The 20,120-nt window shown below is 49.3% G+C and carries 14 protein-coding genes and 1 pseudogene; 10 read left to right on the top strand and 5 right to left on the bottom strand.

The window, feature by feature from the left end:
* Positions 1-249 precede the first annotated feature (249 nt).
* The 5 genes from ACX9GV_RS10610 to ACX9GV_RS10590 all read left to right on the top strand — a co-directional run bounded on the left by ACX9GV_RS10610 (position 250) and on the right by ACX9GV_RS10590 (position 4,541).
* A complete protein-coding gene (locus tag ACX9GV_RS10610) occupies positions 250-1,395 on the top strand; it encodes an MlaE family ABC transporter permease (RefSeq protein ID WP_473195494.1) in 1,146 nt (381 codons plus the stop codon).
* Positions 1,389-2,189, top strand: a complete 801-nt coding sequence (locus ACX9GV_RS10605) for an ABC transporter ATP-binding protein (protein WP_473195493.1) — start codon at positions 1,389-1,391, stop codon at positions 2,187-2,189. Before ACX9GV_RS10610 ends, ACX9GV_RS10605 begins: the two co-directional genes overlap by 7 nt.
* Before the next feature lie 3 nt (positions 2,190-2,192).
* Positions 2,193-3,134 (top strand): MlaD family protein, encoded by a 942-nt coding sequence (locus ACX9GV_RS10600; protein ID WP_473195492.1) that lies wholly within the window; start codon positions 2,193-2,195, stop codon positions 3,132-3,134.
* Positions 3,131-3,772, top strand: coding sequence for an ABC-type transport auxiliary lipoprotein family protein (locus tag ACX9GV_RS10595; protein WP_473195491.1), 642 nt, complete (start codon positions 3,131-3,133; stop codon positions 3,770-3,772). The genes ACX9GV_RS10600 and ACX9GV_RS10595 overlap by 4 nt, the downstream gene beginning before the upstream one ends.
* Positions 3,773-4,058: 286 nt before the next feature.
* Complete coding sequence (locus ACX9GV_RS10590) at positions 4,059-4,541, top strand: glutathione peroxidase (protein ID WP_023490964.1); 483 nt, start codon at positions 4,059-4,061, stop codon at positions 4,539-4,541.
* On the opposite strand, the gene ACX9GV_RS10585 is transcribed toward ACX9GV_RS10590, so the two are convergent.
* Positions 4,538-5,980, bottom strand: a complete 1,443-nt coding sequence (locus tag ACX9GV_RS10585) for a protein adenylyltransferase SelO (protein WP_473195490.1) — start codon at positions 5,978-5,980, stop codon at positions 4,538-4,540. The genes ACX9GV_RS10590 and ACX9GV_RS10585 overlap by 4 nt on opposite strands.
* Before the next feature lie 311 nt (positions 5,981-6,291).
* Here ACX9GV_RS10585 and ACX9GV_RS10580 point away from each other — a divergent pair, with 311 nt between their 5' ends.
* The gene (locus ACX9GV_RS10580) at positions 6,292-6,963 is read left to right on the top strand and encodes a hypothetical protein (RefSeq protein WP_473195489.1); all 672 of its coding nucleotides are present in this window, start codon (positions 6,292-6,294) and stop codon (positions 6,961-6,963) included.
* Between the two features lie 216 nt (positions 6,964-7,179).
* Here ACX9GV_RS10580 and ACX9GV_RS10575 read toward each other — a convergent pair.
* Positions 7,180-13,679: pseudogene (locus tag ACX9GV_RS10575) on the bottom strand (autotransporter outer membrane beta-barrel domain-containing protein); the annotation flags it as partial.
* Between the two features lie 545 nt (positions 13,680-14,224).
* The gene (locus ACX9GV_RS10570; RefSeq protein WP_473195488.1) at positions 14,225-14,824 is read right to left on the bottom strand and encodes an ESPR-type extended signal peptide-containing protein; all 600 of its coding nucleotides are present in this window, start codon (positions 14,822-14,824) and stop codon (positions 14,225-14,227) included.
* Between the two features lie 293 nt (positions 14,825-15,117).
* Here ACX9GV_RS10570 and ACX9GV_RS10565 point away from each other — a divergent pair, with 293 nt between their 5' ends.
* Positions 15,118-15,381: a hypothetical protein gene (locus ACX9GV_RS10565; RefSeq protein ID WP_473195487.1), complete on the top strand. Its 264-nt coding sequence runs from the start codon at positions 15,118-15,120 to the stop codon at positions 15,379-15,381.
* 335 nt (positions 15,382-15,716) lie between these two features.
* On the opposite strand, the gene ACX9GV_RS10560 is transcribed toward ACX9GV_RS10565, so the two are convergent.
* Positions 15,717-16,211, bottom strand: coding sequence for a YbaY family lipoprotein (locus tag ACX9GV_RS10560; protein ID WP_473195486.1), 495 nt, complete (start codon positions 16,209-16,211; stop codon positions 15,717-15,719).
* 172 nt (positions 16,212-16,383) lie between these two features.
* Complete coding sequence (locus tag ACX9GV_RS10555; RefSeq protein ID WP_473195485.1) at positions 16,384-16,755, bottom strand: PRC-barrel domain-containing protein; 372 nt, start codon at positions 16,753-16,755, stop codon at positions 16,384-16,386.
* A 332-nt stretch (positions 16,756-17,087) separates the two neighbouring features.
* Here ACX9GV_RS10555 and ACX9GV_RS10550 point away from each other — a divergent pair, with 332 nt between their 5' ends.
* The 3 genes from ACX9GV_RS10550 (at position 17,088) to ACX9GV_RS10540 (ending at position 19,954) form a co-directional block, all read left to right on the top strand.
* The gene (locus tag ACX9GV_RS10550; protein WP_473195484.1) at positions 17,088-17,564 is read left to right on the top strand and encodes a lipid-binding SYLF domain-containing protein; all 477 of its coding nucleotides are present in this window, start codon (positions 17,088-17,090) and stop codon (positions 17,562-17,564) included.
* Between the two features lie 62 nt (positions 17,565-17,626).
* Positions 17,627-18,724, top strand: a complete 1,098-nt coding sequence (locus ACX9GV_RS10545) for an ISAs1 family transposase (RefSeq protein ID WP_473195483.1) — start codon at positions 17,627-17,629, stop codon at positions 18,722-18,724.
* Positions 18,725-19,324: 600 nt separating this feature from the next.
* Positions 19,325-19,954, top strand: coding sequence for a Crp/Fnr family transcriptional regulator (locus ACX9GV_RS10540; RefSeq protein WP_473195482.1), 630 nt, complete (start codon positions 19,325-19,327; stop codon positions 19,952-19,954).
* Positions 19,955-20,120 lie beyond the last annotated feature (166 nt).

The raw sequence follows: 20,120 nt of genomic DNA, 5'->3' as shown, positions 1-20,120 counted from the left end.
GCTTTGTCATTCAGTTACCATCTGGCGGGATCCTGCGCTCCACCTATCGATATTTAGCCATAAGATAGCAAATTGCTTCAAACCCGCTACGCTAGTTTGTGTGCAATAAAAAGGTATGTGCGATAAAAAGGTGTGTGCGATAAAAAATGTTCTTGCCCTGAATTGTTATCTGTTTTTTTGAGCTTTAATTAACTTAGCATTATTCAGTTGGCTGTTTGGCTGGTCAGCTTTAGGGAACGGGTTCTCTTTATGACAGAACAACAGATTAAAACATTACTCAATTTGGATGAAAGCACCCAGCCACCCAGAGTTTCCGCTTCTGGAGATTGGGTATTGGCGAATTATCGTTTGTTAGACCCCGCAGTGAGGCAATTGCAAAACCGCATTCATTCCGGTGTGGTTTTTGATCTTGGCCAGCTAGGTATTCTGGATACCGCCGGTGCGGCATTACTGGTCAAACTGTTAGGAGAGCAACGAATATTCAATCTGCAACAGATTGCCCCTTCTTTACCTGCCGAGCGGCGAGTTTTGCTGGAAACAGTCGGCCATGCGTTGCACGATTTCCACCAACCAGCCGAAGAAAAAGCACCAGGCCTAGTGACTGAATTGTTGGCCACGGTGGGGCAGTCGATGGCCAATTTCTGGCAAAATCTGGTTGAATTACTCGGGTTTATTGGCCTGACGCTAAATACTTTGGTGGTCAGCCTGTGGCGTCCTTCCCGTTGGCGTATCACTTCGCTGGTCGCCAATCTGCAGCAGATTGGCCTTAACGCGGTACCGATCATTATGTTACTCACTTTTCTGGTGGGGGCGGTGATTGCCTTTCTTGGCTCAACGGTATTATCAACCTTTGGCGCCAGTATCTTTACTGTTCATCTGGTGGTGTTTTCATTCCTGCGCGAATTTGCGGTGCTGTTGACTGCCATCTTAATGGCTGGGCGTACCGCGAGTGCCTTCACAGCAGAAATCGGGCTGATGAAAGCCAATGAAGAGATCGACGCTATTCAGACGTTGGGGCTCAATTCCGTTGAGTTACTGGTGCTGCCGCGGGTGTTGGCGCTGTTACTGGCTTTGCCGATGCTGACCTTTATCGGCATGATTAGCGGGATTTTTGGTGGGTTGATAGTCTGTGCGTTGACTCTGGATATCTCTCCAACCATGTTTTTGACCATTATGCAAAGTAGCGGTGGTTTTCAGCATTTCCTGGTGGGGATGAGTAAGGCACCGGTGTTTGCATTCCTGATTGCTATTATTGGTTGCCTGGAAGGTTTTAAGGTGACTGGCAGCGCTGAATCGGTGGGCTCTCACACCACCGCCAGCGTCGTACACTCAATCTTTGTGGTGATCCTGTTGGATGCGGTCGCTGCACTGTTTTTTATGGAGATGGGATGGTGAACCAGTCAACGCCGGAAGCCATAATCCGTATCCGCAAACTGCGTAACTGTTTTGGCAACCAATGTGTGCATGAAGATCTGGATCTGGATGTACGCCGTGGCGAGATACTCGGCGTCGTAGGTGGCTCGGGTACCGGGAAATCCGTGTTATTGCGCACTATTGTCGGCTTGCGCCGCCCAACTGCAGGCCAAATTCAGGTTTTCGGTGAGGATCTGATGACGCTGACAGGGGAGCGGCGTTCAGCGGTAGAACGGCGATTTGGCGTGTTGTTTCAGCGCGGAGCGTTGTTCAGCTCATTGACGGTGACAGAAAATGTGGCGTTGCCGTTAATTGAATATGGTGGCTTGCAGCGCCATGATGCGGAACAATTGGCGCAGGTCAAGCTGGCGCTATCGGGTCTACCCGGCAATGCAGGTAATAAATATCCGGCTTCACTGTCAGGCGGTATGGTTAAGCGTGCGGCATTGGCCAGGGCATTGGCGCTCGATCCGGAAATCCTGTTTCTTGATGAACCCACCGCCGGGCTTGATCCTATTGGTGCAGCCGCATTTGATAATTTGATCCGCACACTGCGCGATGCCTTGGGGTTAACGGTGTTTTTGGTGACCCATGATCTGGATACTCTCTACACCATTTGTGATCGCGTAGCGGTACTCTCGCAGAAGAAGGTGTTGGTCGTGGACTCACTGGACGTAGTCGCGGCAACGGATGATCCCTGGATCCAGGAATATTTTCACGGCCCGCGTGGGCGAGCAGCACAGCAAGCCGTCATGAACATAGCAGAGAGGCAATAAGAAATGGAAACCCGAGCTCACCATGTACTCATTGGCTTATTCACGCTGATCATTTTTAGTGCGGTGTTGCTATTCAGCGTGTGGCTGACTAAATCTGGCAGTGATCGTGAGTTTACGCTGTACGACATCGTGTTTAATGAGTCAGTTAACGGCCTTTCCCAGGGTAGTGTGGTTAATTACAGCGGGATCCGCGTGGGGGAGGTGGTGCAATTACGCCTGGATAGAGAGGTGCCCACTAAGGTCTGGGCGCGCATCAGGGTAACGGCGTCGACCCCGATCCGCCAGGATACCCAGGCCCGCTTGGCGATGGCTGGAATAACCGGCACCGCCAATATTCAACTCAGTGGCGGTAGTGAAAGCAGCCCGATGTTGACGGCACAGGGGAGTGATATTCCGGTGATTATCGCGACACCCTCGCCATTGAATCAGTTGCTGAGCAGTAGTGAAGATTTGATGACCAATATCAATGAAGTATTAATCCGCTTGAATCAGATTCTGACGCCAGATAACCAGCGGCGGCTAACCAATACGTTGGAAAACCTGGACAAAATTACCGATACCGTGGCTGGTCAGCGTGATGATATTCGCACCATATTGCAACAATTGGCGCTGGTGACCAAACAGAGTAATGACGCGCTGGTACAAGCCAGTCGGCTGATGCGCAATGCCAACACCTTATTGGATGGTCAAGGGAAACAACTGGTGAGTAATGCTGCCAATACCATGGCATCACTGGAGAAGACCAGTGCCATTCTGAATAAACTGGTGAGTGAAAATCAACAAGCACTGAGCAGTGGTGTACGCGGATTTAATGATATTGGCCCTGCGATGGATGAATTGCGTAGAACCTTAGCGGCTTTACGCTCTTCCATTAATCGTCTGGAAGATAACCCCTCCGCCTTGCTCAGGGGGCGTGAACGTACCAAGGAGTTTACACCTAAATGAGTTACCTTAATGCACTACCCAATTACCTGTGGCGTTCCGGGTTACGACTGATAGCACTGATGGCGGTTATGATGCTGGCGGGTTGTAGCATTTTGCCGGAAAGCCCAATATCGCAGGTCTACTTGTTACCGGCTAATCCCTCTTCCTCGGCGGGGGGGCCAGAGTTAGGGCAGTCGCTGCGTATCGTGCAGCCTAACACCAGCCAGTTCCTTAACGGTTCCCGTATGGCCGTTCAACCGCAGGGTTCTGAGATCACCATTTACAGTGGTTCGCGCTGGAGTGATCCTACCTCAGTATTGGTGCGCAACCGTTTGATCCAGGAGTTTCGTGCTGCGGGTCGCTTCTCCTCTGTGAGCAGTGACGACGACAATCTGCAAGTCGACTATGAGTTGAGCGGGGATCTATCTTCATTCCAGACGGTCTATACCGCCGGGCAGGGCGAGGTGGTGATTCGGTTTGATGCGCGTCTGGTTCGGCTCTCAGATCGCCGAGCGGTCGCTACCCGTAGCTTTGTGGTGCGTCAACCCATTGATGGCAGAAGTATGGAGCATGTAGTGATAGCCTTTGGTGCTGCGAGCGACCAGTTTGCGGCACAAATGGTGGCATGGACACAACAGCAGGTTGCCAGCAATCGTTAAACGGGAACTTGCCTTACTTCAAGCGGCATGGTGGCTGATGTGCCATGTCGCTTGAGTCAATACGGATATATGCCTATTGCCATTTAAACCGTTGCTATTTAAATCATTGCTATTTAAACAATGGATTTCAGTTAAAATCAGCTATCAATAAAATCAATAAAATCAATAAAATCAATAAAATCAGTGGGTTGCATTATGATATCTAGTTAGAATGCAATTGACTCGTTTCTGATCACCCTAAGTGGGGTTTTTATCATGCCAACCAGTAGTAATTCGGAGCCTTTATATGAACCCCTCTTTGTTATCTATCCCTTGCATGACCCTGCAGGGTGAATGCAAAACGTTGGCAGACTTCCCCGCACGGGTTTACCTGGTGGCCAACACTGCCAGCCAATGTGGTTTTACCCCACAGTATCAAGGGTTAGAAAACCTCTGGCAGCGCTACCGCGAACGTGGCTTGGTGGTACTCGGGTTTCCCTGTAATCAATTTGGTAAACAAGAACCGGGTAATGCCCAAGAGATCGCCGACTTCTGTAGCCTGAATTACGGCGTTAGTTTCCCACTATTCAGCAAGATTGACGTTAACGGTGCCGATGCCCACCCGCTGTTCCGTGAGTTGAAGCGCAGAGCCCCGGGAATGTTAGGTAGCCAGCGCATCATGTGGAACTTCACCAAATTTCTATTTACCGCCGATGGTGATCAAATCATGCGTTTTGCCCCGCTCACTAAACCAGAGAGCTTGTCAGAGCACATCGAAAAGCTGCTTTAGCTTGAGCAGGAGATCTCCAGATGCTTGCCCCAGTCTGGCGGTAACGCCGCCAGATCCTCATACTGCGGGTCATCAGCAAAGGGTTGTAGCAATGCCTGGTGCAGCCGAGCCAGTTTGTTCACGTCATCTTGTTCCGCCGCCTCGATTGCCTGCTGAGCCAGATAATTACGTAAAATCAACTGCGGATTCACCGCCTTCATGGCTTGCTGACGCTCGGCATCGCTCACTTGTTCTTGCTGCAAGCGCAGGCGGTATTGCTGATACCAATGATCAAAGCCAGCGCGATCGATAAACTCATCCCGCAATGGGGAGTGCTTGTTTTGCTGTTCAACCGCGCTCAATAAACGGAACGTACGCGTATAGTCACGCCGTTCCTGCGCCATCAGATGCAGCAGCTCAGTCAGCAACTCGTTGTCTTGGGTAGACGATGTTAACAAGCCCAGCTTGGCACGCATCTGTTGACCATAAGCCTGCATCAACGCCGGTTCATAGGCAGCCAGTGCGGTTTGTAACTGCTCGGTGGTCATCAGGCCGGAAAGCGTTTGTGCCAACCGGTGCAAGTTCCACAGCGCAACGGCGGGTTGATTATCGAAAGCGTAACGCCCCTGATGATCCGAGTGATTGCAGATATAATCCGGCTGGTAATCATCAAGGAAACCATAAGGCCCGAAATCCAGAGTCAGGCCGAGGATCGACATGTTATCGGTATTCATCACCCCGTGGGCAAAGCCGACAGTCTGCCAATGGGCAATTAAACGTGCGGTCCGTTCGACGACATCAGTAAACCACAGCCAGTAGCGATCATTTTCTTCGGCCCATTGTGGCCAGTGATGAGCAATCACAAAGTCTGCCAGTTGCTTCACCTGCTCTGGCTGCCTGCGATAATAAAAATGTTCAAAGTGACCAAAGCGGATATGGCTTTCTGCTACGCGTAGCAGCATCGCCCCCCGCTCAGGCTGTTCGCGAAATACCGGTTGTTCACTGGTGACGATGGTCAGCGCCCGTGTGGTGGGGATCCCCAAGTGATGAAGCGCTTCTGAAGACAGAAATTCCCGGACAACCGAGCGCAGCACCGCCCGGCCATCACCCATACGCGAATAAGGCGTCAAACCGGCTCCTTTCAGGTGCCAGTCCATACTGCGGCCATCCGCCAACGTCTGTTCACCCAATAAAATCCCGCGGCCATCGCCTAACTGCCCGGCCCAAACACCAAACTGGTGACCACTATAAACCTGTGCCAGCGGCTGCATACCTGGCAACAGGGTTTCACCTGCCCAAACGGGTGTTTTTTCCGGTGTAAACCAACTGTCATCCAAACCTAATTCACGGGCCAAGGGTTGGCTGTGGTACAGCAAACGAGCCCCGTTAAGTGGCGTAGGATGCAACTCGGTGTAAAAACCGGATAACTGCTGATGATATCTATTTTCAAACTGTGGCATAAGCCCTCCATTACCTTCAGTGTAGAGCCTGAACAGGCAGATTAATACGGTGGAGTTGTAGGGATAATGCGTAGAAGGTTGTTTAGCACTGAACGTTGCCGAATAGCTCATATCATCGGAAAGAGGTTTCCATCAATATGTGAAAGAGTTACTAGCTGCAGCAAGGTAAGTTGCCTGGGTGGTTAACTAATGCGCTGCATCGTCATTTGTTCGATGACTGCTGTTTGGCTGTGATAATGGCAGTAGCAATAATGGATTATATGGAACATCCTTATTTAAGATAATCTTTATAATTTATTGCGGAGGTTGAAATGACTACTTTCCATGATGTAGCGTCTTTCCCCACTTTGGTTGGGACACCACAGGAAGTCCGAATCCGGCTCGATAGCTCCAAGGCTGACCAAGTTATTGTCGTGACTATAGATCACTCGGATGCTCGACATGCTGACCAGATAGCTCATACATTGGCGAATATTGTCTCCTTTATCGATCTAACCTTGCGGGGACAGCGTGAGAAGACGATTAAAGCGCTGGTTGATGCTCTGGTACCGAAGGTGCCACCGACACCGAGTTTGCTTAAAGAGGCGGCCATTATGGCGCGTTCACGGAACTCGGTACTGGAAGGTGCTGACTGGCTGACCGCAGCCCAGGTTGCTGAATTGGCGGGGCTGAGTGCCAGTAACCCCAGCACGCAGCCCAACAAGTGGAAACGCCAGAAACAAATATTTGCTATCACACATAATGGCGTTGACTACTTCCCAGGCTACGCGCTAGACCCGACTACAGGCTACCGGCCGCGCAAGGTATTAAAACCTATTCTTGAGGTTTTCGGTGAGGCTAAGGATGGGTGGGGGCTTGCGTATTGGTTCCTCTCAGCCAACAGTTTCTTGGGTGGGAAGCGCCCACAGGATGTGCTGCCTATGGAGGCAGAACACGTCATTGCTGCTGCCGAGGATGAGATAAAAGAGGTTGCCCATGGTTAAACGGAAGAAAGCCATTTCTGAGGGCGAACATCAGTTGGAAGAGGCCAATGTAGAGACACCACCACCGACTCAGCTTCACGTTACGCTTTGGCGATATTAATTTTGAACAAAAAAACACCCTGTTAGCGCGTTGCTGACAGGGTGTTTGGGAGGATAACATCCAACCTTGCACCAGATTCAGTATTCGATCACCCGTGGTGACGCATACCGACCGGATTAGAAGTTATATTTAACCCCCAACATCACGCTGGTATCGCTGTAGCCATCATTGCCCACTTGCTGACCGACATTTCCCCAGAGGTTCAGTTGTTTATTTATCTGACCTTCCGCACCCAGTTTGATTTCTGCCACATTTTCTGCGCCTGCTTGTTTCACGGTGACGCCGTCGACTTTAGTAGCAAAATCTTTAGTGTTATGGATCCAGTTAGTTTCGATAAAAGGCTTAAATTGCGAGCCGTTGTTGGCTTTATCTATGTGCTGCAGGATAAAGCCTTTGACACCCAGACGAGTCTGAATGTTGTTATTGCCTTCACCCGTGACAACAGTCCCATTACTTTCTGTATGAGAGTCAGCCTCCACACCCATCCAAGTGATTTGTGCTTTTGGCTGAATAAAGTAACTGCGGTCAGCACTTTCACTCACATTGAATGCATAACCACTCTCTACTGAAGCAATGAATCCTTGTGAGTTGTATTTTTCAGCCGCTAAATCCTGCCCGCTAACCTCATTGTTAAACCAGTTGTATTGCAGTGATGAATCGACATAGGCACCGGTTTTGTTCTCACCATCAGCAAACCAAGTTGCATACATACCCACGCTGTAGCCATCTACGGAACCGGTAGAACGATAACCGGTATTCTGAGCCACAGTTGAGCTACTGCTGTTGGCATAACCTGCCATTACACCCACACGCCACAAGTCCTGTGAGTTAAGACTCCATTGCGCGACATCCCCACCCAATTGCATAACGTAGCGGTTATCCTGTGTTTTTAACTCGCCGCTACCGTCACGGGAACGGTTATGACTGCCTACATTGCGTAGCCACAAGCTGGTAGTTTTCTTTTCACCGGTAAAGACGTCGGTGTACAAGGTTTCACCGGTGCGATCAGCAAGGTTACTGACGAACATGTTGTTCGCCGCTGCCAGGTTCGCGGTGTAGCTTGCCGGTTCTGGGCGACGATCATCCGCTTGGGTACGCAGATACCAGTCACCATCAGTCGGTGAACTCAGCCCTCCCTGATACAGGAAGTACTCATAAGCACCAGCAACCGCACGTCCTTGAAGGGTAAACTCACCCGCGGAATTACCTATGACATTGATGATTTTAATACCTTCATTGGTGCGTGCACCATTACCACCAATATTGTTTACCGTGACATAACTCTGCCCGGCGGTATCACCGGTAATCAAGAGTCGATCGGTGACTGCGGAATCTTCGCCCAGAACAGTGTTGAAGACTACCGTTCCCTGGGCACCAGTATAATTACCGTTAATGGTGAAAGTGCCGAAATCACCGCCGGTTAAGGCATTAGGCATAATCAGATTGCCGCGGTTCTCTACATTCCCGGTCACCTGACCATACCCCCCGAGGGAGCCGGCGGCGGTGATCAGGACATCACTCACCAGATTAGCGGCATTCGATGCCAAGGACATGAGCAGTGCATTGTCAGAAGGGGACTCTGCCAGTGACAGTGTTGATGTCGCCGCAGAGCTGCCTAACTGCAACAGTCCTTGCTCAATCGTCGTCAGCCCAGCACTGACCGTGCTGCCTTCGATGATTACCGCGCCAGTGCCACGTTTGATCAGCCCACCATTACCACTGATAGTGTTGGTTAATGTCCACTGCGATGCGGTATCCAGTACTAAGTCACCGTTGTTCACAATGCTGCTGCCACCCAGATTCTGGGCATTATTGGCGGTTAAAGAGGTTCCGGCATTGGTGGTGAACACGCCAGAATAGCCACTGTTGTTACCCGCCAACAGGACATTGCTACTGTTGGTCAATAACACATTGCCGTTGCTACCCGTCAGGTTATTTGACAATACTCCGGTGCTGTTATCCAGATTCAGCATGCCGTTATTGTTGATTGTCCCGCTGCCTAACCCTTGCACCTGGTACAAATGAGCCGTTGCGCCACTGGCAATATCAGTACTACCGGTAAAGCCGCTATTACTTTGGGTTATGCTGAGTTCCCCGGCAATCAGGGCAAGTTCGCCGTTACCCACCAGGGAACCATCCACCTGCCCCCCGTCCGTGACCGACAGTTTACCCCCGTTGAAATTCAGTGTACTGCCGATTTCCGTAGCTAATTCGCCAACAGTCTGCTGAGTCCCGTTTAGGTCTACAGTGGTCTGGTTGCTCATTGCCAGCAGAGAGGTTTTCCCAAGGGCTGAGTCAGCATCCAAGCGTAAGTTACCTGAACGAACCCAAGTTGCGCCGGTGTAATCGTTGGTCGAATTCGATAATGAGGCGATGCTACCATCATTGGCTGAAACAAAGGCCAGATCACCTTTACCGGTAATTTGCGCCGAGAGATCATTTGACTGCATGCCATTATTTGCCAACGTCGCTGTCAGCACCAGAGCGTCATCACCGCTACTTAACAGATCCAACACTTTCAGCCCATAATTGACATACAGACCATCATAGTTATTACCGGTGGTGATACCGTAATCAAACGTGCCCATTGCGGCAGCGGTATTACTACCATTGTTATAAACCCCCTGATACACCGAAGCACTGAGAGGGTCACCGTTCTCGTTGGCCAAGGTCAATTCTTGTCCACTACCGGTGGCTGCACCCGTTGCCAACGCGACGATGATACTACCTTCATCCAGTTCCATCACCGACAAACCGTCCAGGCTAGGTTCGACATTGTCAGGTAGATTAACCCGTACAGTACCGCCCGCGGTGGTGTCGATATTATTGGCAGCGACAATCCCTGCAGAACTGAGTACGCCCGAATTCTCAACCAGATTGTTAAACAGTACGGTACCGCCGTTCATCATTAACTTACCGATATTCTGTACACCATCGGCTACCGAGACCAGACTACCATTGGATAATTTCAGGGTGGAATTGGTCAACGCAGAGGCATTCAGCCCATCGAGATTAAAGGTGGTATTTTGCAGGTTCACCACACCACTGAACGCACTGCCTACGGTGCTACCAAAGTCGAACGCGGTATTGGCATCAGCCTTCTCGACATTCAGCGTGCCGTTGCCGGTCAGTTGATGGTCGAACAGCGCGATATCCGCCAGATTCAGCTGTGCATCGGCAATATTTACCGCCACGGTATTGTCGACGGCGTTACTGTTGGTCAAAGTTACCGTTGAGCCAGCGTTAACCTCCAGGATACCAGTACCGCTGACGTCATTGGTAAAGGTGCCATCAAAGCCGCTCAAGGCAAGAATATCTTGCGCCCCGGCCAGCGTTACGCTGGATCCTGCTCCCAGGTTGTTAGTGGATGCGACGCTCAACCGACTGTTGCCCGCCAAGGCATACTGGCCGATAAAGCCACTATTATCCCCCGTCAGCGCGAGATCGGAACCGTTAACGATATCAACGGTTGACCCCGTCACACCGCTCAGCGTATTGGCAATGCTGTCACTAACGGCATCCAGCACTAGGCGGGAGGTTGCCGTATCCAGGTTTACCGTGGCTGCGGCCGCCCCGAGATTGCTGGCTTGACTCACCGTCAGAACACCCGCCGCCCCGACATGGTGTGCACCGCTAAAGTTGCTGTCGCCGCCCAGGGTCACTGCCGCATTAGTATTGATATTACCATTGCCGCTCAGCGCATTAGTCAGTGTATTGGCACCATTCAGATTCAGGTCGCCAAGTACATCGATGCCACTTGTGCCCAGTGAGCCTGCGCCGCTCAGGGTTGCCGAAGCACCCGCTGCAATGTTGGTTTGCCCAGTTAACCCGCTGTTGGCGGCGCTGATGGTCAGATCCCCAGCAGTGATGTTGAGGATACCGTTCCCAGTCAGGCCACCCGTTGCCGTTGAAGTACCGCCTTCATTCAGGTTTAACGTCCCACCAGTCAGATCAAGAGTACCTGTATTGGTCAGTACGCCGCTGTTCAGTACACCATCCTGACCCAGGGTCACTGTACCGGCGTTGGTCAAGGCACCCACTGTCTGGCTGTACCCGTTGATATTGGCACTGGCCCCGCTAAGCACATTTAGCAATGAAGTCTGGCCAAAGGCACCATTTGCCCCCAGAACCAACTCACCAGCATTGACTGCGGTGGTCCCACTGTAGCTGTTATTGCCATTTGCCAGAGTCAGTGCGCCATTAGTGGCATCCACCTGCAAACCACCGACACCCGAAATCACCGTATTCAGCACCTTATTGGAAGATGCACTGCTACCCGTCGCCAATAACAAGCCATTACCCTCATTGGGCAACAGGTCCAGGGATTTCAGGCCGTAATTGACATACAGACCTTTGCCGCCAACGCCATCAGCGCTGGTCAGTCCATAATTGTAAGTTGCGGTAGCCACCGTGGTACCGCCCTGCTGGATATTGGACGATACCGCCTGGGTGTCGGAAGTCACCAAGGTACCGTTGACCATCAACTGCAGGTTGTTGCTATCGCCGCTCACGTTGTCTGCGTTCACCAGGTCCATCATGATATTACCGAGGTCCTGATCGAGGATCGACAGATTCGGATCTACCACTGGGTTGGTGTTATTCCAGTCCTCGGTACCGGTTACGCTGATGGTCCCGCTATTCAGCACCAGATCGGTCACCGTGACGACGCCAAGGGCCTTCGACTGAGGTGCCGCTCCGTCAAAGGTGAGGGTGCCGCCATTCAGCTCAAGCTCGTTCAAAGTACGGTCTACGTTACCCACCGTGGTCTGGCTACCTGCCGACAGTTTCAGTGTGGCATTGGTGAGTGCTGCGGTATTGGTGTCGTTCAGAACGAACGTACTGTTCTTCAGATCGACCGTACCAGCAAAGTCGGTACCGGTATTAACCCCAAAATTGAAAGCGCTATTGGCTGAATCAACATTCAATAACCCGTTGCCAGTCAGAGTATTATCAAACGTTGTTATGCCATTCAGATTTAATGTGCCTTCCAGCGAGAACTGGCTCGCCCCCATTTGATCATTATTGCTGGCGGTCAGCACACCCCCTGATTAATCTGCCAGAGTCCGGCAAAAGTATTCGCCTGACTGAGGGTGACATTGGCACCGTTATTCACGATGGCTGAACCATCACCACTGACCACATGCCCTAAAGAAGCAGTCAGTAGGCCATTAAAGGTGCTGCCAAACAGCAGTTCGCTACCGCTATCAATATTCATGACACCACTGCCCACGTTGGTGTTAGAAGATAGGGTGATAAAGCTGCTGGCAAGATTGATATTGGTGAAGCCTTGCAGTGAGGTGTCGGCTGACAGAGTATCAGTTGACGTATTGAAGTTGAGGCTATTAGTACCGGAACCAGCGTTCATTAAACCTAAATAGGTACTGCCCAGTGTCATATTATTGATGGTGAAAACATCATCACCAGCCCCGGTGGTAATGGAGGCCACTTCAGCACCATTCTCAATGGTGACGCTATTATTGCCATCACCCAGATTAATTGGGCCGTTACTTTGCGAGAGCGCGCCAAGCGACAACGTGTCATTACCAGCACCGCTGGTCAGTGCATCATTTAATATCCCATTGTTATTAATGGTATTATCAGCTGCACCAGCAAAGGTAACAGCACCATTCAGAGTGCCGTTATTAATTAATGTTTTAGCCGTGGTGCCGGTAAAATCGATTGCCGTGGCACCGGTGGCATTTATTTGTGTATTAGCACCAATCGTGGTCGTCGCCGCACCATCGTTTATTTGCAGTGCCGAACCACCACTGTTGGTGACATTAATATTCAGGTTGCTACCTGATAAATCCACGCCACCACCGGTGACGTTGATTCCAATCCCTGCACCGGACACATTGATATCCAATGCCTCTGGATTCAGCGTGCCCAGATCGGTGTTGGATGCCACAATCCCAGTACCCGTCCCCGTAACATTAATGGTGTTACGGCCATTGGCGCTACTGGCGAAGGTTAGACCGCTCAGGCTGGTTAACGCCGTATCATTTATGGTGTTGAGGACCACATTACTCAATACCAGATTGACACCTGCAGCTTTGCTGAAGGCACCACCGCTACCCCCCAGATTGATAATCAAATCTGCCAGGGAATGGCTATTCGTCGTGCCGGCAAAAGTTAACCCACTGGCGGTACCGCTGGTATTAATTGTCCCGCCAACCAAGTTTAACAGCGCATTTGTCAGCACATTAATCCCGGTGCCTGCGGTGGCATTAATGGTTCCGCCGCTATTATTAACATTCACGGTTTGGGCTGAAGAAGAAGAGATTGCAATCCCTGCAACGGTGCTGTTGATAATGCCTTTATTCGCAACATCAATGGTTGCGGTCCCGCTATTGGTAGCGGAGATCCCGGTGCCAGCGGTAATTACACCAGCGGCTTTATTTTCCAGCAGGATGTTGCCATTACCAGCATGAGAAGCAGAAATACCGGCACCAGCAGTACCGGCATTAATGGCCGCGCCAGAACTGATATAGATCCCACTATTATTGGCTACACCGGTTTTGCTGGCCAGAATACCGTTGCTGGCCGCCGCAGATACATCGATTGTCGAGCCATCTGCCAGATTGTAAATCACATCGCCAGTTTGCGCCGCACCATTTCCCATGCCTGCGGTATTACCACCACCCACGTTAGTGATCCCATTACCCGTGGTATAAGCCCCACCATTTTGAGCGGCAAGTTGTAATATTGCGCCGCTACCAAAGCCGGTAAAGAGATCGGCACCGATAATCTGGCTCGCGTCATAGCTACCGATCTTGAGGCCATTATTATCAGAGCCAAAAACATTCTGTGCCGAGTTTAAAACAAATTTAGCACCATCTTCCAACGTATATTGATAGAAGCCGTTCCCGCCAGCACCATTAGTCAATATTGGGGTGGTGATGGTGACATCTGCGGTGCTGTCAAAATACATACGGCTGTAGGCATTGGTCGAGTTGGTCCAAAAGACCGCCGGAAAGCTACCTGTGGTAGCGGTTAAATCAAAGTGCCCAGTAAATCGGATGTTGCTGGCTTGCGCAAGCTGGTGGTTAACGCCAAATGTTAATGATAAAGGGTTGGTAAAGTTCCCAAGAATTAACTGGCTGTTTAAGTTTGGTGCACCTCCTGAACCCATGACACCCAAAACAGCCAGCATGCTGTCAGTCATATTGCCAATATTATCGATGGTAATGTTAATTGCACTGTTGTTAGCATCCATCTTAAAAATAGTATATCCACCTGCGGTAGTGGAGTTGAGTGCTGCCAGGTTGGACAAGGTAAACGAGCCCGGCCCCCCCAATCAATGGAGTTACTCTGGGAGGTAAAGGTAAAGCCGTAAAGTCCGCTGTTCAGGGTAAAACCGCCGCCGTCGATCACCAGATCTTTCCGATTACTGGCCGCTTGGTTAACGGCAATATCCGCAGTCAGCGTAATATCATTCAACATTAAGATGGTGGTGGCCGTTCCCCCATTTAGGGCAGCTGTTAATTCAGTATAGTTACTCACTGCCACACAGCTGGATCCCATGCTTGCACAATCCGAAGCACTGATAGCAAACGCAGACTGACTACCGAGAACACCCATAATAGTGGCAGCCAGTAAGGCAAGCCTTGCAGGAAGTTGACGAGATGATGACTTGGTTGGTTGGGCGAGTGTGGCTAGCCGTTGCCCCGTTTTAGATTTTTGCCTTCCTTTGGCGAACTCGCAAACAGCAACCCATGTATTCAAAGATACATTCCAAATTACTTTATAAATTAAATTCATAGGTACATCCTTGAATAGTAAAAGTTACGTTATAACCTTAACTGAAATCACGGGTTAGTATTTAACCCATAGTCTTAAGTAATATTAGCAGCAGATTTGGCAGGTTGAGTCCCTTAGCGCTAAGAAATGTGATGAAAAATGGCACATTATTGCGTATAGGCAGTTTACATTAAGACAGTTGATGATGAGTACGGTGAAATAAGTTTCTGCATACAATGCAGGTTATTCTTAAATTATTGAATTTAAAGTATCTACCCATCGACTAGGAATGTTATAACGCGGTATATCAATCAATGCATGGCGACTTGCAGAAATCCCTTGTCATCGATGCTGTTGCGGACAGAAATGAAATAAACCGTGGTGATTTTGGCAATGAAATTCTCCCCCAAGGATCGAACGGAAATATTCAAAAGTTTGGTAAAATGCGGATTGAATGCGTGCCAGACTTGTGCAGTTTTGTTGCTAGGTGCGAGCTACCTTTTCTAACATTTTTCCTCACATCTACGGGCCGTTGCAAGCCGTTCAAGGTATTTATCGGTCTGGCCGCCTACAAGTAACTTGAATTATTACAAGTATAGGAAGAAATAAGGGCAAAGCATATAAAACCAGTAGGATGATAGTTATGATTTCAAGCAGACATGCCGCCATATTTAGCTACAGTATTACTAACTGAAACGAAATAAAAATAGCCGTACTCATAAAACCTGTCTGTACGTTAGAGCGCTTAGCCATTCTGGTTCTGCTATGGTACTGTCTGGAAGCCTGTATGTTGCGCCTGCGGTGGCACAACTGACGGATTTATAGCCAGTGCCGGGGTGATGGTAATAAAAAGAAAAAAGCCCCTGGCCGTTAGGCGCAAAGGCAAATTGCAAATTAATTCAAGAATCGATGGTTACGTAGTGGGTGCCGAGTTCACATTAATAGGAACATTCTGCACCGGGACCAGCAGCAGATCGGCCCGAGTCCCATAGTGATTAATGACTTCCTGAATGGTATCCACAATAAAGAGCAACTGACCGTTTAGCGTAATGGTTGCGCTCAGAATGATACGCGCATTAGGCTGAATGTCCGCTGGGTTATACGGCAATACAAAATTGAACGGTGCCTGTTGACCCTCGGTACGCGTCACCAACTGTGCAACGACTTTTGATGGTGCATCAGCCAGTGATGCATCAGACAACGTGATCGTCAATACGGCATCCGCTGGCAATGTAATACGCTGACGGATATTAACTGAGCCGCTCACCGCAGGGCCCTCTATCTGCGCTTGTGAAACTGCTGGGGGATTCTTGGATGATGTTGTTGGGACGGTTGTAGTCTGGCGGGTACATCCTGCCAAAGTCACTGTCAATACGGTAATCCCCCCTACTAGTTGCCAGAATATCATAGATCGCTCTCCTCTATGTTTAAAATTAAGGTTAGAACTAAAAAATTAAAACCCATGACAATACTGTTAAGATATCGACGATATCGTACCGCGAGTAAATATTTCTTTTAGCAACCCGTTCTATCTTTATAGCTAAGAGAATAGTCATTTAACCCTGGGTCGTAAGCCTCTTTCAAAAATCACGGGAATAATAGCAATCAATTCCACTTGCCCATTTTTGATTTGCCATATCAGGCCAGTCATTTTTATCAAAACCAGGTGCATTTTTCAAAATGTCTTTTTCGATATTTAAAACAAACTGTTTATTGAGTGTATCTAACGTCAATGCCCTCCAAGGAAATGCAAAAAGCTTGTCCCCCAAACCAAGGAAACCGCCGAAACTTAATACGGCATAACTGATCTTGCCTTCATGTACATTGAGCATTATCTCTTCAATTCGGCCTAGCTTTTCGCCTTCGATATTATAAACATTGTCCCCAATTAAAGTATGAGCTCCCATCAAACATGGGCCTGGACCTGCTTTTTTATGTTCATCTATGTTCATGTGATTACCTCTTAAAAGTGAGTATATTGGAAGGAATAAAAACTTGCCTGAAGAGTAACGCTATTACCTGCTGTTATCTGTACGATAGCACGCATATCTACTAATAATTCATCATTGACTTAGCGTGAACAGTTTATCCAGTCACTGCCAGAGCACTGGTTGGGCAATAGCCGGTAACGTAAAAGGTCAGTAGAGTTAAAATCATTAATTTAACAACAACATATTGAGATTTCTTGGCTGTCTGTACGCTGGCGTACAGAAGCTTTTTTACTATTAACTTATATTTGACTTGGCAACAAGATAAGTCAATGACTGAAACCCAGGAGAATAACATGAACATGCTGAAAATAAATGCACTGCCGATTATGGCTATATTATTGTTGGGTTTGACTACAGGGAACGCTTTTGCTGCCTCTGCTGAAGATTTGGATAGAGATGCAATGCAGTCACTCAAAATCCTTTACCAACATAATCCCGTGGCCGAAAAAATAGCGAAACAGTCACGTGCAGTTTTGGTATTTCCTAGCGTTATTAAAGCTGGTTTGGTATTTGGAGGCAGCTACGGAGAGGGGGTGCTGTTAAAAAATTCTAAACCGGTTAATTATTATAATTCTGTGTCCGCCTCTTGGGGGCTACAGGCAGGTGCACAGTCTTATAGCTATGTTGTATTCCTGATGAATGACAGTGCAGTAAATTATCTCCAAACATCAAATGGTTGGGAATTGGGTGTTGGGCCGACTATCGTGGTTGTGAATGAAGGGATAGCCAAGAATTTGTCTTCATCCCAGGGCGGGATCGCACTTTGTTAATGAAACTTGAACGGGCAGATCGTCTGTGATCTAATCACGTCTCCATGTAGGAGGCACGCTCGATGACATTGATTGAACACCTTACCCTTGTTGAAGAAACTCGCTCTGACATCAATCGTAAACATGACCTTGTTGACGTCATGTTTCTTGTCATCAGTGCCATCATGAGTGGTGCCGAAGGCTGGCGGGACATAGAGACCTATGGCAATTCAAAGGCCGATTGGCTCCGTCAGTATCGACCTTTTGCCAACGGTATCCCGCGCCGTCACACCATTGCCCGCATTTTGCGCTGCATTGTCATCGATACCCTGCTTGAAGCGTTGCTCTGCTGGGTCAATGAACAGCGTACCCATCAAGGCAAACCCATAATTGCCTTTGACGGCAAGGTGTTACGCGGCTCCTACCGCGGAAATGCCGCCGAAGCTCTGCAACTGGTTACAGCCTACGATACCGAAAATGGTTTGGTTTTAAGCCAGAAAACAACCCCAAATAAGAAAGGGGAACTCGAAACGGTCAAAGAAATGCTGGAAATTCTTGAGCTCAAAGGCGCCGTTGTGACGCTTGATGCCCTGCATTGTCAGCGTGAGACGCTGGAGAAAATTAGCGAGAAGAAGGCGCATGTGGTGGTTCAGGTAAAGAAGAACCAACCGAAGCTGTATCAAGCCGTTCAATCGCAATTTCAGGCACTCTTTGACGCACAGAAAGAGAAGATAATCGTCGAGCACAAAGAGAGTGGTCATGGCCGCCAAGAAGAGCGTTATGTCTTTCAATTAAAATCAAGACTACCGCCTGAGCTGGCGGAGAAATGGCCGACAATCCGCAGCATCATCGCCGTTGAGCGTCACCGTAGCGCCAACGGAAAAGGAACGGTAGAGACCGCCTACTATGTCAGCTCGTTATCCCCCAAACACAAGCTGCTCGGGCACTATATTCGTCAACACTGGCGGATCGAGAACAGCCAGCATTACATTCTTGATGTGGTGTTCAATGAAGATGCCTCCAGAATAGCGATGGAGGATGCGGTCGAGAATATGGCGCTATTCCGGCGGTTTGTTCTGAACATCATAAAGCAGAGCAATTGTGGTGCGCCGAGTCAGAGAAACAAGCTAAAAAAGGCAAGTTGGGATGACAATTATCGGGCCCAGTTATTCTTTGGTTAAATAAAAAGCAAAGTGTGCTCCCGCCCTGGTCTTCATCCACGTTGAAAGATGCAGCCTATGCTTTTATTTTTGATCAACAAGGGCTTATGGCCGGTGTAAGCATTGAAGGGACTAAAATCTCTGTTATTAAACGCTGATAAATCTGTCTATAGCCTCAACTTCAAGTCAAAAATGTGTAGGCTTTAATTACTCACCTTATCCTTGAAGTTCGCTCCTATCGGGGCCGCTGCAAGCAGCGTTCAAATCCGCACTAAGCGGATTTGTCGCTCATCCCACGAGCTACCTCTTTTAACATGGCATCACCACCCTTGACTGGAACCAATGGGGTCATCTTCCACCGTCACATTTCTCAATGCATAACAAAATATTTCAATAAAATTCAATTAATTTCTATATATTTCGTTATGTGCGGTAGCGAACAGTACCGTAGCCATATATGTGTAAGATAACAGTCATGTATTCATCGGATCCCTTCCACGTCACAATAGTGACACGCCAGGAGATTCAGCTATGTGCAACGATATTGAGTCCATCCAGAACCATTTACTTGCTTCCCTTCCTCCCGAACAGTGGCACTGGTGGAAGCCGGACTTGGAAAAAGTGGAGCTGACTCTCGGTCAAGTAATCTACGAGTCTGGCCGTCTGATGAGCCATGTGTATTTTCCTACGACAGCCATTATTTCTTTGTTGTATGTGTTGGAGAATGGAGCATCGGCGGAGATCGCCGTCGCCGGCAACGAAGGTATCGTCGGTGTGTCGCTATTCATGGGCGGCGGAACCACCCCAAGTCGAGGGGTAGTGCAGAGCGCTGGTTATGCATATCGGCTGAAAGCGAGTGCGATGCAGGCTGAGTTCGACCGTGGCGGCCCGGTATTACATCTTCTACTGCGTTACACCCAGGCATTGATCACCCAGATGACCCAGACAGCGGTCTGCAACCGTCACCACACGCTGGATCAGCAACTCTGCCGCTGGTTGTTGCTGAGCCTGGACCGGCTACATGGCACGGAGTTACGTATGACGCAGGAGCTGATCTCTAACATGCTGGGTGTGCGCCGTGAAGGCGTAACACAAGCAGCGTTGAAGCTACAGAATGCCGGTCTGATCCGCTATACGCGAGGCCGCATCACTGTGCTGGATCGTGTCGGTCTCGAGCATCGCTCCTGTGAGTGCTATGCGGTGGTGAAGAAAGAATATGACCGGTTGCTTCCAGACATTTGGGCTTCCTAGCGCTGAAGCAAAGTCATAGACGTTAGGAAGTTGGTTTTCAGTTTTGTGCGTATGAGCGTCGTTGTCTATAAACGCCGCAGTTCCTATATCGGCCCGTGGACGAACCGCCAGGCGCGATTTAATAGCCTTAGACTGTGTGGTTGGTTTTCTGTCAATCAGTGATGGA

The organism is Serratia sp. 25CWL12, assembly GCF_055790885.1.
Note: the sequence above shows the minus strand (reverse complement) of the source record. Positions and strands in the feature narration are given on the sequence as shown.

What these genes read in the sequence shown, in the direction of transcription:
- ACX9GV_RS10610 (WP_473195494.1), top strand. Translation starts at nt 250, where the DNA reads ATGACAGAACAACAGATTAAAACATTACTCAATTTGGATGAAAGCACC.
- ACX9GV_RS10605 (WP_473195493.1), top strand. Translation starts at nt 1,389, where the DNA reads ATGGTGAACCAGTCAACGCCGGAAGCCATAATCCGTATCCGCAAACTG.
- ACX9GV_RS10600 (WP_473195492.1), top strand. Translation starts at nt 2,193, where the DNA reads ATGGAAACCCGAGCTCACCATGTACTCATTGGCTTATTCACGCTGATC.
- ACX9GV_RS10595 (WP_473195491.1), top strand. Translation starts at nt 3,131, where the DNA reads ATGAGTTACCTTAATGCACTACCCAATTACCTGTGGCGTTCCGGGTTA.
- ACX9GV_RS10590 (WP_023490964.1), top strand. Translation starts at nt 4,059, where the DNA reads ATGAACCCCTCTTTGTTATCTATCCCTTGCATGACCCTGCAGGGTGAA.
- ACX9GV_RS10585 (WP_473195490.1), bottom strand. Translation starts at nt 5,980, where the DNA reads ATGCCACAGTTTGAAAATAGATATCATCAGCAGTTATCCGGTTTTTAC.
- ACX9GV_RS10580 (WP_473195489.1), top strand. Translation starts at nt 6,292, where the DNA reads ATGACTACTTTCCATGATGTAGCGTCTTTCCCCACTTTGGTTGGGACA.
- ACX9GV_RS10570 (WP_473195488.1), bottom strand. Translation starts at nt 14,824, where the DNA reads ATGAATTTAATTTATAAAGTAATTTGGAATGTATCTTTGAATACATGG.
- ACX9GV_RS10565 (WP_473195487.1), top strand. Translation starts at nt 15,118, where the DNA reads ATGCATGGCGACTTGCAGAAATCCCTTGTCATCGATGCTGTTGCGGAC.
- ACX9GV_RS10560 (WP_473195486.1), bottom strand. Translation starts at nt 16,211, where the DNA reads ATGATATTCTGGCAACTAGTAGGGGGGATTACCGTATTGACAGTGACT.
- ACX9GV_RS10555 (WP_473195485.1), bottom strand. Translation starts at nt 16,755, where the DNA reads ATGAACATAGATGAACATAAAAAAGCAGGTCCAGGCCCATGTTTGATG.
- ACX9GV_RS10550 (WP_473195484.1), top strand. Translation starts at nt 17,088, where the DNA reads ATGAACATGCTGAAAATAAATGCACTGCCGATTATGGCTATATTATTG.
- ACX9GV_RS10545 (WP_473195483.1), top strand. Translation starts at nt 17,627, where the DNA reads ATGACATTGATTGAACACCTTACCCTTGTTGAAGAAACTCGCTCTGAC.